General features: G+C 63.4%; 11 protein-coding genes. 1 reads left to right on the top strand and 10 read right to left on the bottom strand.

The genetic code is table 11. From position 1 onward, the window contains the following. Positions 1–13: 13 nt before the first annotated feature. Both fucO and I2H19_RS02460 read right to left on the bottom strand, forming a co-directional pair. Complete coding sequence (gene fucO / locus I2H19_RS02465; protein ID WP_022094861.1) at positions 14–1180, bottom strand: lactaldehyde reductase; 1167 nt, start codon at positions 1178–1180, stop codon at positions 14–16. 165 nt (positions 1181–1345) lie between these two features. Further along, positions 1346–2062 (bottom strand): YoaK family protein, encoded by a 717-nt coding sequence (locus I2H19_RS02460; RefSeq protein ID WP_055310199.1) that lies wholly within the window; start codon positions 2060–2062, stop codon positions 1346–1348. 253 nt (positions 2063–2315) lie between these two features. Between I2H19_RS02460 and I2H19_RS02455 the strand changes: the two genes are divergently transcribed. Then, positions 2316–4451, top strand: a complete 2136-nt coding sequence (locus I2H19_RS02455) for a YgiQ family radical SAM protein (protein ID WP_271745518.1) — start codon at positions 2316–2318, stop codon at positions 4449–4451. Here the strand turns inward: I2H19_RS02455 and I2H19_RS02450 are convergent. From I2H19_RS02450 to I2H19_RS02415, 8 genes are all read right to left on the bottom strand, one after another. Next, on the bottom strand, positions 4448–5368 hold the full coding sequence (locus tag I2H19_RS02450) for a CPBP family intramembrane glutamic endopeptidase (protein WP_195364063.1): 921 nt from the start codon (positions 5366–5368) through the stop codon (positions 4448–4450). The two genes, I2H19_RS02455 and I2H19_RS02450, sit on opposite strands and share 4 nt — an antisense overlap. Before the next feature lie 88 nt (positions 5369–5456). Beyond that, entirely contained in the window at positions 5457–5660 is a 204-nt protein-coding gene (locus I2H19_RS02445) for a type II toxin-antitoxin system RelB/DinJ family antitoxin (RefSeq protein WP_006235351.1), read from the bottom strand. 226 nt (positions 5661–5886) lie between these two features. Then, a complete protein-coding gene (locus tag I2H19_RS02440; protein WP_195919840.1) occupies positions 5887–7263 on the bottom strand; it encodes an ATP-binding cassette domain-containing protein in 1377 nt (458 codons plus the stop codon). A gap of 3 nt (positions 7264–7266) precedes the next feature. Beyond that, positions 7267–8322: an ABC transporter substrate-binding protein gene (locus I2H19_RS02435; protein WP_195621058.1), complete on the bottom strand. Its 1056-nt coding sequence runs from the start codon at positions 8320–8322 to the stop codon at positions 7267–7269. Between the two features lie 2 nt (positions 8323–8324). After that, positions 8325–10136, bottom strand: a complete 1812-nt coding sequence (locus tag I2H19_RS02430) for an NADH-dependent [FeFe] hydrogenase, group A6 (protein ID WP_229089748.1) — start codon at positions 10134–10136, stop codon at positions 8325–8327. Further along, positions 10130–11962, bottom strand: a complete 1833-nt coding sequence (locus I2H19_RS02425; protein WP_195621057.1) for an NAD(P)-binding protein — start codon at positions 11960–11962, stop codon at positions 10130–10132. Before I2H19_RS02425 ends, I2H19_RS02430 begins: the two co-directional genes overlap by 7 nt. A 340-nt stretch (positions 11963–12302) precedes the next feature. Beyond that, complete coding sequence (locus I2H19_RS02420) at positions 12303–13004, bottom strand: 4Fe-4S dicluster domain-containing protein (protein ID WP_271745515.1); 702 nt, start codon at positions 13002–13004, stop codon at positions 12303–12305. Positions 13005–13684: 680 nt separating this feature from the next. Further along, on the bottom strand, positions 13685–15943 hold the full coding sequence (locus I2H19_RS02415) for a DEAD/DEAH box helicase (protein ID WP_195621056.1): 2259 nt from the start codon (positions 15941–15943) through the stop codon (positions 13685–13687). Between the last annotated feature and the right edge of the window lie 288 nt (positions 15944–16231).

Raw genomic sequence — 16231 nt, 5'->3', positions numbered from 1 at the left:
CCACCAAACTGGGCTAGGCAGCCGGGCAGATCTTCTTGAAGAGCTCGATGACGTCGTCGAGCGTTGCCTCGCGCGGGTTACCCGGGAAGCAGGCGTCGGCCATGGCGTCCTTGGCCAGGACCTCGATCTCGTCAGCCTTCATGGCCTCGCAGACGTGCGGGATGTTCACGTCGGCGGAGAGCTGCTTGACGGCGGCGATGGCGGCATCGGCGGCCTCGTCGGTGCTCATGCCCGTGGTGTCAACGCCCATGGCGACGGCGACCTTGGCCAGGCGCTCGGCGCAAACCGGCTTGTTGAACTCCATGGCGATCGGCAGCAGCATGGCGCAGGCGACGCCGTGCGGGGTGTCGTAGTGAGCGGACAGGGTGTGAGCCATGGCGTGGTCGATGCCCAGGCCGACATTGGAGAAGCCCATGCCGGCGACATACTGGCCAAGAGCCATGCCCTCGCGGCCGGAGCCGGGCTGACCGGACTTGGCCTCGGCAACGGAGTCGCGCAGGTTCTCGCTGATCAGCTTAATAGCCTCAAAGTGGAACATGTCGGAGAGCTCCCAAGCGCCCTTGGTGGTGTAGCCCTCGATGGCGTGGGTCAGAGCGTCCATACCGGTGGAAGCGGTCAGGCCGGCGGGCATGGAAGCCATCATGTCGGGGTCGACGACGGCGACCTCGGGAGCGTCGTTGGTGTCGACGCACACGAACTTGCGGACCTTCTCGGGGTCGGTGATGACGTAGTTGATGGTCACCTCAGCAGCGGTACCGGCGGTCGTCGGCACAGCGATGGTGAACACGGCGTGGTTCTTAGTCGGAGCAACGCCCTCGAGGCTGCGGACATCGGCGAACTCGGGGTTGTTGATGATGATGCCGATAGCCTTGGCGGTGTCCATGGAGGAACCGCCACCGATGGTCACGATAGCGTCAGCCTCGGCGGCCTTGAAGGCCTCGACGCCGTCCTTGACGTTCTGGATGGTGGGGTTGGGCTTGATCTCGGAGTAAAGGCTCCAAGCGATGCCGGCGGCGTCGAGCTCGTCGGTCACCTTAGCGGTAACGCCAAACTTGACCAGATCGGGGTCGGAGCAGACGAAGATCTTCTTGTAGCCACGACGCTGGAGCTCGCCGGGGATCTCCTTGATGGCGCCGGAACCATGATAAGAGATGGTATTGAGAACGAAACGATTAGCCATTGATAGCCTCCCATCGTGTGCGGGGCATCCATTACGCCCCACGCTATGAGTCCCATCCTAACGCTTTTGAAACAAAAAACGCGTGAGAACGTCAAACTATTTAAAGCGTTTCAACAGACGATGAAAAATATTGCGGCAAAGGGACAGCCCCTTTGCCGCATTCGGTTACTTTCGGCAGCCCTCTTTCCAAGCCTCGGCCGCAACCTTCCAGCGTAAGCGCAAGTCGCGCTCGCGGTCGATGAACATGATGGCAAACGCGACAAACAGCAGCAAGCTCGCCACGACGATGGCGTGCAGGCCCATGCGCTCAATGCACCAGTTGCCCAACACGGCGCCAAACACAAAGGTAAAGATCACGCCAAAGTACAGCAGGCCGTTTTCCAAAAAGCCGCGCCTGTGGGTGATGATGTAATCGTCCACGTTTTGCAGCGCGTTGCGCAAGTTGCCGATACACATGGTCGTAGCGATGCCGTGACCGTGGATCTTGCGGAAGCTCTCAACTTGCATGCCGCAGGCAAACGAGGTGAGGCAGTTGGCGAGCAGGTTGAAATTGCCGCCGGGGATAAAGCTCACGCCCAGCAAGATAACGGCTTCAAAGAACACCGTCACTTGGCGCCAGTGAATCACGCTGCCAAACCGTTCGTGTACCAGGTCGGCAAGCATAATGCCCACGGCAAACGACACCACGGGGAAGAAATAGCGTCCCGCAAGTGCCCAGTTGCCCTCCGAGATGCTCACGCCCACGAGCAGGATGTTGCCTGTCTGCGCGTTGGCGAAAACATGATCGCGCCCAATGTACGAATAGACGTCCATAAAGCCACCGGCGAGCGCCAAGATAATGCCAAGCTCGATGGACTCTGATATCTGTTTGGCACGCTGCATCGTCGTGCATCCTCCTTGTTGACGACCCTCTCGTGCGTTGGCGGAAACATAACCGCCGTTCATACTGTAACCCATTGACAACATGGCGTGCGCGCGAGACGGGTTCTCCAACGCGCAGATACACAGTCTGGAAACAAACGACTGGCTCAGCGACGCTCTCACTCACCAGCTCATGTACTCCACCAGTCTTTTTAGCGCCGTCCCAAAAAGACTGGTTACAATTACGTGCAACATACAGACACCGGGAGGGATCGTGGCAAAAAAGCCTCAGCACGCTCAGAACAGCCAACGCGAACAGCAGGGCAAACAGGGCCAGCAGCAAAAGCGCGGCGGTAAGGCGCAGGGCTCGCGACCCACGCATGCCTCTGCAGCGCCCGCCCGCCCCTGGCGACCGGGCCGCGATAAGTTCCTCCCCGTCAGCCGCGCCGACATGGATGCGCGCGGCTGGGACCAGTGCGACTTTGTCTACATCTGCGGCGACGCCTACGTGGACCATCCCAGCTTTGGTATGGCCATCGTCAGCCGCGTACTCGACGCACACGGCTACAAGGTGGGCATCATCTGCCAGCCCGATTGGACCGACCCCGCCAGCATCACCGTGCTCGGCGAGCCGCGCCTGGGCTTTCTCGTCAGCGCCGGCAATATGGACTCCATGGTCAACCACTATTCGGTGACCAAGCACCGCCGCCACACCGACGCCTATACCCCCGGTGGCGAGGAGGGGCACCGTCCCAACCGAGCCGTCACGGTCTACGGTAACCTCATCCGCCAGACGTTCAAGGACGCCCCCATCATCATCGGCGGCATCGAGGCGAGCCTGCGCCGTCTGGCCCACTACGACTACTGGCAGGACAAGCTCAAGCGCTCGGTACTGCTCGACTCGGGCGCCGACATCCTCATCTACGGCATGGGCGAGCACGCGATCGTCGAGATCGCCGACGCGCTCGACGCGGGACTGCCCGTCGATCAGATCACCTATATCAACGGCACCGTATACCGCACGGGTTCGCTCGACGAGGTCTACGACTACGATCTGCTGCCCAGCTGGGACGACCTTGCCGCCGATAAGCTCAACTACGCGCGCAGCTTTAACGTGCAGCAGCAGAATATGGACCCCATCACCGGACACCGCCTGGTAGAGCCCTACCCCAACAGCGTCTATGTGGTGCAAAACCCGCCGTCGGCGACGCTCACCACCGATGAGATGGACGAGGTGGCCGAACTCCCCTACGCACGCGATTGGCATCCCGACTACGATGCGGCGGGCGGAGTGCCGGCCTTTGCCGAGATCAAGTTTTCCATTAGCTCCAACCGCGGCTGTTTTGGCGAGTGCTCATTTTGCGCGCTCACCTTCCACCAGGGCCGCGTGCTGCAGATGCGCAGCCACGACTCGATCATGCGCGAGGCCGAGCTGCTCACACGCGATCCCGAGTTTAAGGGCTACATCAACGACGTGGGCGGGCCGACGGCCAACTTTAGCCGCCCTGCCTGCGACAAGCAGCTCAAGCACGGCGTGTGCAAGAACAAGCGCTGCCTGTGGCCGAGTGTGTGCAAGAACATGGTGGTCGACGAGAGCGGCTACACGCAGCTGCTGCGAGACCTGCGCCAGCTGCCGGGCGTCAAGAAGGTCTTCGTCCGCAGCGGCATCCGCTTTGACTACACCATGGCCGACGCCTCGGACGAGTTTTTGCGCGAGCTGCTGGAGCACCATGTCTCGGGCCAGCTGCGCGTAGCGCCCGAGCACGTGAGCGACGCGGTGTTGTCCGTGATGGGCAAGCCGAGCCGCGCCGTCTACGACGCGTTCTGCCGTAAATTTGAGCGCCTGAACCGCGAATACGGACTCAAGCAGTATGTGGTGCCGTACCTGATCTCGAGCCACCCCGGCTCGACGATGAAGGAAGCCGTGGACCTTGCCGAAGCCGTGCGCGACATGGGCTACATGCCCGAACAGGTGCAGGACTTCTACCCCACCCCGTCCACCATGTCGACGTGCATGTACTACACCGGCGTGGACCCGCGCACCATGGAGCCGATCTATGTAGCGCGCGACCCGCACGAGAAGGCCATGCAACGCGCGCTCATCCAGTATCGCAAGCCCGAGAACTACAAGCTGGTACGCGAGGCGCTGGAAAAGGCTGGCCGCCGCGACCTGATCGGCTACACCAAGCATTGCCTGATCCGTCCCGTGCCGCCGCGCCCGGGCGAGACGTCTGCTGGCGGTGGGCATGGCGCAGGCAAGAAGGGCGGCAAGGCCCACGGTGGCGCCGCTGGCAAGGGGCCTAAGGGCAGCAAGGGGCACAGCGGCATGTCGCGCGCGCAGAACACTGCCGGGCGCAACCGTGCAGCTCAGGGGCGTCAGGGTGCCAACGGAGGCGGACGCCGCAATTAGTGCGGGAATGCGGTAGATGTGCTCACAGCGCTCTGCTGGCACGCTTGGCGCAGCGAGCGCATTGCCTCCACCAGGATCACGCCGGCGATCGCGACCGTAATTGCCACGTCGAACGGCGTGTTCACAAACCACAGCAGCCCCATGAGATACGACCCGGCATTAAAGGCAAAGTGCAGCAGGATCGTGTAGCGGAGCTTTCCGGTGGTCACGAACACCCAACCAAAAATGAGGCCGGCAGCGCCCGCATAGCAGCCCTGCACCCAGTTCATATGCATAAAGCCAAAGATGGCCGCCTGCAGCACGATTGCCGCGGCGATACCCCACGTGCTTGGGGCCGCCCAGGGCACCATGGCGCCGTCTTGCGCGTTCGCGCGGCGCCGGCGCTTCCAGAGCGAACGGCACTGTGGATTAAACGCACGCAGCGAAAACTCAAAGATGATGCCGCGCACCAGCAGTTCCTCGCAAAACGGAGCGCCGAGCACCGTGGTCAGGACGGCAAGAAGGCTGGTATCGCCCATGCCCGTTTCCTCGACGAGCTCGCTATAGTCTGCCGCGACCTCGGGCAGCAGCGACAGCACGCCGTCGCATAGGTAGCTAATGACCACCTGCATGGATAGGCCAATCACGACAACGCAGGCAATGCGCTTCCATGCCGCGCTTGCTCCCCCACCGAGCGGGCGCTCGCCTTGCCGGCGTGCCATGAAGGAGCGGGGCCACAGATAACGCCACCACAGCAGCGCCATCAAAAATGACGCCGTCTGAGCGGCAGCCTGGAACCATTGAATATCGAGGTTGTCGATCGGGAAACCCGTCAGCACCGACACGGCATCGAGAACTGAAAACAGAACCACGCTCAGGGCTATATCGGCAGCGACAACGCCAAAACAGGCAAGCGCCCACGCCATCGCATTGAGCATGCCAACCTCCTCAAAACCCGGCACTTAGGGACGTTCCTTAACTGCCGGCTGAAAAGGAACGTCCCCAAGTGCCGGCAGTTTGGGACAGTCATTGTTGATGAGAATCGGGCGCAGCGCCAAAAGCCCCGCTCGGCGAGATGTCGAACGGGAAGGTGCCGCAGCGATTGAAAGCGGCGATGAACATGCGGATGGCGTTGGACGGTGTGGTGCCCACGAGCTGGGTTGCCGCCGCGAAGGCCGCCTTTTCCTCGGGCAAAACCTTCGCGACAACCGGGGTCATGTGTTCTGCCATGGCGCTTCCTTCTTGAAACGACGGTGGTGCGGATGGATGCGGGCCACGCGGCTGGGCGACGGGCTGTGAAGGCAACCCGATTGGTCCGCATCTGGAGTTTGTTCTACGGCGTTGGTATTACTTGGTAATCCTAAGTATTACCCCGTAGATAGAATACCATACCCGACCCCATGGAGACAGAAGAAAACGAATCATTTTATTGTTGAGTTAGCGCCTGAAATGGCTTTTAGAGCGTGATGATATCCGAGATATCGAGGGCCCGAGCGTCAGCGGCATCGTGCGTGGCAAGCAACAGCATGCGGCCGTCGAGCAAGTCGAGCACGACCTCGGCGCATGCGTCGCGCGCAGCGATGTCTAGACCGGTAAAGGGCTCGTCCAGAATCACTGCGCCGCCCGGGCACAGCAGGGCTCGGGCAATCTCGACGCGACGACGCTGCCCACCCGAGAGCTCAGCCACGCGTGCATGCACATCGATCCCCGGTACCAGCAGGCGCAACAGGGCTGCGGCACTCGAGGCATCCACGCGCGCGTCGGCGCACACCAGCACATTATCCAAGGCAGAAGCGTCCTCGACCAGGCGCACATCCTGAAACACCATGGAGCACGGTGCGCACTCCCCCGCCGCCAGCGCAAGCAACGTCGACTTGCCCACGCCCGAAGCGCCCATCACACAGGTGCGTCCACCGGCGGGCACATGAAGCACCAGCCCGTCGAGCGCCGGCGCCCAAGGCGCGCGATCGCCCACGGCAAGCGCAAGCTCCGCTGCAGCACCATCGCTCGCAGCCCCTGTACGCCCGCGCAGTCCATGCCCATGCGCCCGCACGGCAGTTCGCCACGCCACGGGCCCCGAAGCCCGCAGCAACCACACCAGCACGCGCTCGCATACCCACGATGCCGCCACGACCAGCACGGTCCACGCCAGCAGGTCAGCCGTCTCGATGAGCAGCTTCGCCTGATAGATGCGCTCGCCCACGGTGCCCGTCGCCATGCCGATGAGCTCCGCCGCCACGCCGGCCTTCCAGCTCATGCCGATCACGGCACGCGCGCACGAAAGCACAAACGGCAGGACCTCGCGCCAGGTATGGGCGCAAAACAGACGCCAACCCCGCACGCTATGCAGATGAAACATCTGCTCCAGCGACTGATCAACCTGCGTCAAACCCTCGACCAGCGAAAAATACACGCCCGGCAGCGCCATCAAAAAGACCGCGGCGATGCTCACGCGCGCCGACCCCAACCAAATGAGCAGCAGGACCACCACGCAGGCAACCGGTGTCGCCTTAACAAACGAAAGCGCAGGCGCCACCAAGCGGGCAAACGTCAGCGACCGCACCGAGGCTCCCGCCATCACGACGCCGCACACCGCGGCAAGCGCCAGCCCGCCCAAGATACGCGCACCCGAGCCTGCCAGAATCGCCCATGTGCCGGCATCGCATACCAGTCGTAGCAACGCCACCACGACAGCGCCCGGCCCCGGCAAAATCAACGGCTGCGCCACGAGACCCGCCACCAGCACCCACACGGCAAGCCAAAAGGCGGCAACGGCACCTGCTGCCGCCACCGCCTTCATACGCTCTGCCATTTGTCGAGCAAACGCACGCACGGGCTACTCCATGTAGTAGAAATCGTCAGCCGGGAGCTTGCCGCCCACGGCGCTCGCGTCCGCATCGGCCAGCACCTGCAGGTACCCACCGAGCGCCGCCTTCATATCCCTCCCCGTCTGGCACACGAGCATGCACCCGGGAATCGCTTTTTCGGCAATCGCGGCGTTATCCACGATACCCGCATCGACCACGGCCTGAGCCCAGTCCGCCGGCGCCGCGTTCACGTCCTCAACGCTCGCAGCATGGCAGCTCAGGAATTCCGCCACGGCCTCGGGATGCTCCTCGGCAAAGGCCCGACGCACCACGGTCACGCCCGTCAGCAAACGGGAGCCCGTGTCGCCCGCCAGCTCATCCCACACATCGGTCAGACTCACCGGCGCCGACAGCTTGCCTTCGCTCTTTGCGATGGCAGCGGTCTTGAACGGCTCGGGCAGCACGCCCACGGCAGACGGATCGGCAAGCAGCACCGAGAGCACCTCGGTGGGCTCGCTCTTAAACTCAAGCGCCACCTGGCCGGTCAGGCCCGCGCGCTCCAACAGGTAGTTCATGACGTACTCCGGCGTGGTGCCCTTGCCCGTCATATAGACAGTATGGCCCGCCAGATCGCCAAACGAAGTAACGTCCGCGTTACCCGTCACCACGTTCAGCACGCCCAGCGTGTTGATGTCGATGACCTGCACCGCACCCTCAGTCTTGTTGTAGAGTACGCTCGCCACGTTGGCGGGCACCAGGGCGATATCGATATCGTCCTGAATGACCTTGGGCACAATCTCATCGGCGGCAGTATTGATCGCAAAGTCGAACTCATTGTCCGTCTCGCCATCGGCTGCCCGGTCCATAAACTGCACCAGACCAATCGAGGTCGGCCCCTTGAGCGAGGCGACGCGCACCTCGACCGGCTCTGCAGCAGCACCGGCGCCGTCCGTGGCAGCCGAGCCCGCGGCGGACCCGGCACCGGCAGCCCCGCCGCCACAGCCCGCGAGTGCAAGCGACAGCGCACCCGCGGCAAGCGCCGAGGCAAACCCCCGGCGCGACAGCTCAAAATCAAACGCGCGCATCGCTAGCACGTCCCCTCGTTAGGCATCGTCCATGCGTGATGGTCGGTATGCAGCAGATCCTCAGCCAGCGACGAGAGCGGCTCGCCCAAGAACTCGCGGTAGCACGCCTGGACATCGGGATTCTCGTGCGAGAAACGAATGTCCGCAGCGGCATCCAGGCCCCAGAGCACCTGGCCACGCTCGGCTGCCAGCTCGCAGCCGTCGTGGATGGGCTGACCGCCGCCACCGACGCAGCCGCCCGGGCACGCCATAACCTCAACGAAGTCATAGCTCACGCGGCCGTCGCGAATCGCGTCGAGCAGACGGGCAGCGTTGCCCAGCCCGTGTGCCACGGCGACGCGCACCTTGGTGCCATCGATATCGGCCACGGCCTCCTTCCAGCCGTCCAGGCCGCGCACATCGGTAAAGAAGTCGGCGTCGGGGTTCTTGCCCGTCACCAGGTAATAGGCCGAGCGCACGGCGGCCTCCATCACGCCGCCCGTGGCGCCAAAGATCACACCCGCACCCGTGCCAAAGCCCAGCGGCGTATCGAGCGGCTCCTCAACTAGCGTATCCACGCTCACGTGGCTCGCGCGGACCATGCGCACCATCTCGCGCACCGTCAGCGCAACGTCCACATCGGGCGTGCCGCCCTCGCCCACCATGCTCGGCAGCGCGCACTCGGCCTTCTTGGCCGTGCACGGCATCACGGACACCACAAACAGGCGCTCGGGCTCCACGCCCAGCACCTTGGCGTAGTAGGTCTTGGCGATGGCGCCGAACATCTGCTGCGGCGACTTGGACGTGGACAGGCTGTCGACAAACTCGGGGTAACGCGCCTTCACAAAGCGTACCCAGCCCGGGCAGCAGCTCGTGAACATGGGCCAGCTGCGGCTGTCGCCCTCGCCCTTGGCGGCCTCGCCCAGGCGCTTGAGCAGCTCGGAGCCCTCTTCCATAATGGTGAGGTCGGCCGAGAAATCGGTATCGAACACGTACTCAAAGCCAACGCGGCGCAGCGCGCAAGCCAAGCGCTCAACGGTAGCCTCCTCGCGAGATATGCCGAGCTCCTCGCCCCAGGCGCTGCGCACGGCCGGCGCAATCTGCACCAGCACGATCTTGTCGGGATCGGCGATGGCGTCGAACACGGTCTCGGTATCGTCACGCTCGCGCAGGGCGCCCGTCGGACAATGCGTGATGCACTGACCACACGCGACGCAATCGGTCTTGCCGATCGGCGCACGCCCGCGGGTGCCCACGGCGGTATGCGTGGCGCGGTTGGTCAGGTCCCAAATCCCTAAGCCCTGCACGCTCTCGCACACCTTGATGCAGCGCATGCATTTAATGCACTTGTCGTTATCGCGGATGATGGGGAAATCGAAGTCCCAGCCCTCGCGCGCCAGGTGCTGCTCGTACGGCAGATAGAAGATGCCCAGGTCGTTGGCGATGGTCTGCAGGTTGCAGTTACCACTGCGCACGCAGCTCGTACAGCGCGAGTCGTGTTGGGACAGTAGCAGCTGCACGTTGGTGCGACGCGCCTCGCGGGCCTTGGGGCTGTTGGTGTGGACCACCATGCCGTCGAGCACGTAGTTGTTGCAGGCGGCAACCAGCTGGTCGCAGCCCTCAACCTCGACCACGCACACGCGGCAGCCGCCGATCTCGTTTAGATCGCGCAGGTAGCACAGGGTGGGAATCTGGATACCGACGGACTTGGCCGCGTCCAGGATCGTGGTGTGCTCGGGCACCACGACCTCGCAATTATCGATAGTGAGCTTGACCATGTTGAGTGCTCCGCTTTCGGTGTTGTCGCTGACAGTGGGGTTGTTGGGCTCTACCATTCCAGGTTCCTCCCTCCGCGGAACGCGCCAAAGCCAAAGTGGTCGCAACGCAGGCAGCGGCTTGCCTCCTGGCGTGCCTCCTCCTCGGTAAGGCCCTGCTCGACCAGATTCCAATCGTAGATGCGCTCGCCGGCCTCGCGCTCGCCCAGCTCGCAGCGGCCGCACTCGTGCTTGCCCTTAAACTGCACGGTCGGCAGCTCAACGTCGAGCTTGATCTTGTTGTCAAAACCCAGATAGCGGTCGATATTTGCCGAAGCAACGCGGCCGGCGTTGATGGCCCGGATGACGGTGGCGGGGCCGGTCTGGCAGTCGCCGCCGCTAAAGAGGCCATCGAAGTTGGGCACGGCACCGTCCGAGTCGGTGACCACGCAACCCCACTTGCAGGCGATGCCCATGTCCTCAAACGGCTTGGAATCGATGTCCTGGCCAATGGCGACAAACACGCGCTCGCAGGGGATGACGCGCTCGGGCGTAGCGGCGGCACGCGGAGCCGGACGACCGCGGCGGGGCTCGCCGATAATCTGCGGTTGCACGCGCAGGCCGCTCACGCGACCATCTTCACCCGTCTCGATGGCGAGCGGCGCCGTGAGCTCCAGAACCTCGCAACCCTCGGCCTGGGCGCCGGCAATCTCGGCGTCCTGGGCCGTCATATCGCAGATGCGACGGCGGTAGACGATGCTCACCTTTTCGGCACCGCAGTGCACGGCAGAGCGCGCCACGTCCATGGCCACGTTGCCGCCGCCGATGACGCACACGCGCTGGCCGCTCAGGTCGGGCAGCTCGTCGTCTCCGATGGCGCGCAGCATCTTGACGGCCGACTCCACGCCGGGCGCCTCTTCACCCGGAAGGCCGAGCTTCTTGTCGCTATGGGCACCGATGGCCAGGTAGACGGCATCGAACTCGTCGCGCAGGCGAGCGAGCTCCTCGCCGTTCACGGAGTGATCGAGCTCAACGTCGATGCCGGCGCTCAAGATCCAGTCGATCTCGGCCTGCAGGCGCTCGCGCGGCAGACGATAGCTGGGGATGCCGTAGCGCAGCATGCCGCCCAAGTGGTGGCGCTGCTCAAAAATGGTCACCTTGTGGCCCATCACGGCCAGGTAGTAGGCACAGGAAAGGCCAGCCGGGCCGCCGCCGATCACGGAGACGCGCTTACCGGTGTTGTCCACTACATGCGGCTTGTGGTCGTTGAGGTCACTGTGCTCAACGGCAAAACGCTTGAGGGCGAGGATGTTCATGGGGTCGTCGACCATGCCACGGCGGCAATGCATCTCGCAGGGATGCTCGCACACCAGGCCGCAAACGAGCGGCAGCGGGTTATTCTTGCGGATGACCTTGACGGCATCGGCATAGCGGCCGGCCTCGACGAGCGAAATGTAACCGGGAATGTCGACATGCGCCGGACAGCCCGAGACGCACGGGACGCGGGCCTCGCGGTCAAAGCCACAGGAGTGCTCGCGGATGTGGTGCTCAAAATCGTCACGGAAACCGCGGATAGCCGTAAGCGCCATGGCGCCGGCCTCGTAACCGATGGCGCAATCGCTCGAAAGATAGATGGTGCGGGCGGTGCGCTCGATCAGATTGAGCGTGGACTCGTCGGCGCGGCCCTCGAGCACATCGGCGAGCAGATCGCTCAGCGCGCTCAGGCCCACGCGGCAGGGCGTGCACTTGCCGCAGCTCTGGGTGGAGCACAGGTTGACGAGCGCTGCCGTAAACTCAACGGGACACGGGGCGAGCGAACTCACCGCCAGACGACGTCCGAGCGCATCGTGCAGGTCGTCCATGACGGCCTGAGCGTGGCTGCGTTCCATTACGTGCAGTCGAGCCATAAGATCCCCTCTCACATGGCAGCCCGGAGGCGAGGCCGGGCGAAATTGCTACACGCACAACACTGACCTAAAAAGTTGTGAGGTCTCCATACGGTTCGGCAGGCGGTATAAAATGTCACCCTCAGCGGTGAAATAGAACATTACCGCAGATAAATGCCATATTTGATAAAACGCGTTACCAAATTGCAATATTCAATGTGAAAAAGAGCGCCTTACTATTTTTCCTTTTTGATCCGTTTTCCTCCGTCTCCTTCGGATCACATGATCCCTTGGGAACGGAGGAAAACGGATCGTTTTTGGTGCAAAAGGGCCAGGTTTGTTTGCACCAATCTCACTTGCGCTAGATGAAGAGCTCGCATTCCTTCCGCGCGACGCAAACCTTGCTCAGCATCTGGGAAACAGCGGATAGTTTGTTGGAATCAAGCTTGCGAGCACCTCGCGGACATACGGCGATGCAGCGCATGCAGGAGATGCACGCCTCGCCAGCTGCTCGTTTGGGGTCACTCTTGTCGATAGCGCAAACGGGGCACGCCGCGGCGCATGCACCGCAGGAGACACAATCCTCTGTTGCCTCGGGTGCCATGCGGTGACCTCCGGCTTGTTTATAAGGACGATTGCCGGGGATAGAGGGCCCGGACGCATCCTCAGCCAACAGCTTTTGCTGAATTTGCTGCGCAAACTCTGCGAGCTGCGCCGCATCCTGCGCATCCGGTCGCCCAGCAGCAAACTGACGAGCAACGGAATGCTCAGCAATAGCAGAAACCGCTGCAACAACCCTAAATACGGCGCGCTTCGCAACGTCCTCCAGCTCTACGAGCGTGTCCTCAAACGCGCGGTTTCCGTATACGCAAACCAAAACAGCCCGAGCCCCGTTGCCGCGCACCATGCCCAACCGGTCAGCCACCACAGCCGGGATTCTACCGGCATACGCCGGCACAGAGATTACGGCCACGTCGTCCTCAGTCATCGAGACAGCGCTGAAATCTAGCCCGCTATCGGCCAGATCGACGGTAACGGTATTCTTGCCCAGTGCCCCGGCCACAAGGCCAGACACCTTCCGCGTTCCACCCGTCGGACTAAACACAATTTCGAATACGCTCATCGAGGCACCCTCCCCTACGCCTGGCAACGCGTCAAGCCGCTTTCACATCCAGCCAGAGTATACGGCGCATGGGATCCCCGTTTTGGTGCACCAAGCACCCCAATGCACCCACCCTACGCTGTCTGCCTCTTCGTTTTGTATAAATTACGGTACAGATTGTATATATTTACGGGATACCGCCGTGTTCTCCCGAGGTACCCCATCCTGGCCCGTGCAAAAAACGGAGTATTCTGCAACGTGACCGCGCCAGCAATACCCCGAGCGGGCAAACCTTTAGGGCGCTGCGTCATTTTGGGTTCCGACATGGCGAGAATGACGCGCCCCTGCTCCGGAAAACGACGAAATCTGACTCAGAACGCTCGCTAGGGATATCCGAAAGCCACCGTTGGCGACGTCAAATCATATGCAGACAACTCGAACTGCAGAATACTCCAAAAAATGCACGGCGCACCCCATGGGACCCATTGCCGCATGGTAGGAAACAGGCCCACGGCATCCTCTAGATGCATTCCCGAGGAAATCACATTTGAACTAGCGATCGGATACGGCAAACAAAAAGGGCCCCGAGCGTAGTTGCTCGGGGCCCTTGGTTCACCTCGCTCTAGCGGGCGATGCGTATGTTACTTGCGCTTGCCGCCGCCGTCACCGGGGCGACGGGAGCTGCCGCCGCGCTTGCCGCCACGACTATTGCCATAGCTACCACGATTATCGCGACCACCGGCACGGCCGCCGCGGGAGCCGGCCTGGTTGCCGCCACGCCCGCCACGATAGCCGCCACGACGCTCCTCGCGGGTATCGTCGTAGTTGCGCCAGTCATCGCGACGATCGCGGCTGGCACGCGGATCGCGGCGATCGCGCGACTCGTTAGAGCGGCCAGCACCGCTGCGGCTGCCATTGCCACGAGTGCCCTCGCGATGCTCGCCGCCACGGCCACCGCGCTCATCAAAGCGCTTGCCGCCACGGGACTCGCCGCCGCGAGTACCACGCTCGCCACGCGAACCGCGGCCCTCGCCGCCACGGCGCTCATCACGGCCGCCGCGCTCGTCATCGCGACCGGAACGACGACGATCGCCCGAACCACGCTTGCCGCCACGCGAGCCACGGCCCTCGTCCTCGCGCTCAACACGGCGACGACCGCCGCGGTCCTCGTCCTCGCGGCGACGGCGATGCGCCTCGCCCTGGAACTGCTTGGCACGGCGCTCGGCACGGTTGCCGCGCGGGGCCTGCTCAACGACACCAGCACCGCCGCGCTCCTCGGCAGCCACCTCGCGGGCCACGCTCTCCACAGCCTCGTCCACGCGAGCCTGAACGCCCTCGCGCACGCGGGTCTTGCCGCCGCGCTTGGGACGGCTCGGACGCTCACCGTCGCCGCGACGCTCGTCTCGACCGCGGTTGGAACGACCGGCCACATCACCGTAATCGTCGCCGTTGCGTTTGCCGTCGCGACGCGCCTGCTCAAGCTTCTTCTTGCTCTTGGACTTGCCGCGCTTGGTCTTCTTCTTCACCTTAAAGGCCGCAGGATCGCGCTCGGGGTCAACCGCGGGCGGATTGGGGCCCACATGCAGGTCGCCGGCCTCGTAGATGTCGGCGGTCTTGTCCATGAGCTTCTCGATCTCGTAGAACTCATCGACATCCTGCTCGGTCACAAACGTGATGGCCCAGCCCAGCTCGCCGGCGCGGCCCGTACGGCCAATACGGTGGATGTAGTCGGTCGGCTCGGCCGGCACGTCAAAGTTCACGACGTAGCGCACGTCGCTGATGTCGATGCCGCGGGCGAGCACGTCGGTTGCCACCAACACGTCGACGGTACCGTCGCGGAAGGCCGAAAGGGCACGCTCGCGCTGAGCCTGGCTGCGGTTGCCGTGAATCGCGGCGGCCTTGATGCCCTTGCGCTCCAGACGACGGCAGCAGCTGTCGGCGCGGTGCTTGGTGCGCATAAAGACGATGGTGCGCTCCGGGCCCTCCTTCTTGAGGAACTCGGGCAGCAGATTGTTCTTGGCCTCGATGGACACCGGGAATACAAACTGGTCGACGGTGTCGGCGGTCGACGTGGCGGGCGCGATCTCCACGCGTGCCGGGTCGCTCACCAGGTCGGTGATCTCGCCCACGGCCTCCTCGTCGAGCGTGGCCGAGAACAGCAGCGTCTGACGCTCGGCCGGCGTCTCGCGCACAATGCGGCGGACGGCGGGCAAAAAGCCCATGTCGAGCATGCGGTCGGCCTCGTCCAGCACCAGCACCTTGACCTCGTCCAGGTGGCAGGCGCCCTGCTCGATCAGGTCAACCAGACGGCCCGGCGTAGCGACCAGGATGTCACAGCCGTACTTGAGCGCCGCGGTCTGCGGCTTGTAGCTCACGCCGCCCACGACGGTCACGGCGACATGGCCAGTGACGTCGGCAATCTTGCTCGCGACCTCGTCGATCTGCTGGGCAAGCTCGCGCGTGGGGGTGATGACGAGCATCAAGGGACCGCGACCGTTGCCCTCGGGCTTCTTGGCGCCGCGACGGCGGTTGCGACCGCCACGCTCGCGCACGGGCTTGGGCGGAGCGATGTGCTCCAGGTTGTTCATGGTCGGCAGCAAGAAGGCGGCCGTCTTGCCGGTGCCGGTCTGAGCAGCGGCAAGCAGGTCGCGGCCCTCGAGCACCACGGGGATCGAGCCAGCCTGGACAGGCGTGGGCGCCGTGTAGCCTAGGTTCTCGATAGCACGAAGCATCTCGTCCGAAAGGCCCAGCTCGTCAAAGGCGGGCAGGCTCTCGGTAGCGGACTCGACGGTCTGGGCAGCATTGGCCTCATCGGCGGCATCGAAGGCAGCCTGGGTCATGGCCTCGCGGGCCTCGTCCAGAATCTCGGCGTCCGTGACGTCGGATACAGAATTACGCATATGTTGTTGTTCCTTATCTGCACGCGCAATGGGCACGGCATGCGGCCGCGCGGGCGTGCTTGGTAGTGCGCTAATACATACAAAAACAGGTGCGCACAGAGAGGACGTTGCTCAGCACGCTGGCGATCGCTTTGGCAGCCCTATCACGCGCCGTCCAGACGCAGCAGCTCTAAGCGATGGAGCAGATTCGCCGCCGGTTAGTATACCCGCACTCCGTATGCCCCCACGTAAACCACAGATGACGAGGCGGACGGGGCGGGCCTGGCCGATTGTCTCAATCTGTAACAG

Source organism: Collinsella aerofaciens (assembly GCF_015560135.1).
Classification (GTDB): Bacteria; Actinomycetota; Coriobacteriia; order Coriobacteriales; family Coriobacteriaceae; genus Collinsella; species Collinsella aerofaciens_AN.
Note: the sequence above shows the minus strand (reverse complement) of the source record. Positions and strands in the feature narration are given on the sequence as shown.